This is a genomic window from Pseudoalteromonas sp. SIMBA_162, from assembly GCF_046535955.1.
Lineage (GTDB): Bacteria > Pseudomonadota > Gammaproteobacteria > Enterobacterales > Alteromonadaceae > Pseudoalteromonas > Pseudoalteromonas marina.
Window position 1 is genome coordinate 1 of record NZ_JAWJBQ010000788.1, and the last position, 253, is coordinate 253.

Annotated in this window: 1 pseudogene; it reads left to right on the forward strand. The window is 66.4% G+C overall.

The window, feature by feature from the left end:
• Nucleotides 1-230, forward strand: a pseudogene (locus tag R0J88_RS21830) (hypothetical protein); the annotation flags it as partial.
• Nucleotides 231-253: the final 23 nt, after the last annotated feature.

Sequence of the window (253 nt, forward strand, 5' to 3'; positions counted from 1 at the left end):
GCCTGCCGGAGGCGGACCAGGCCGATCTGGACGGGGCTTCCTGCTGCAACGCGCCAGCGCTGAACGAGTCTCAGGATGACGCCGATGCCTCGCCCCAGCAGGAACAGGAGCTGCGCGGACGCATTCTCGAGGCTCACCGGCTGTTGATGTGCCTGAATGGCCACAACCGCCTGGAGTTCCAGCCGCTGATCGAGCTGCTGGAAAGCGAGGAGCATCGCCAGCCGCACTGAAGGCGCGCTGGGACGTTGAGCCT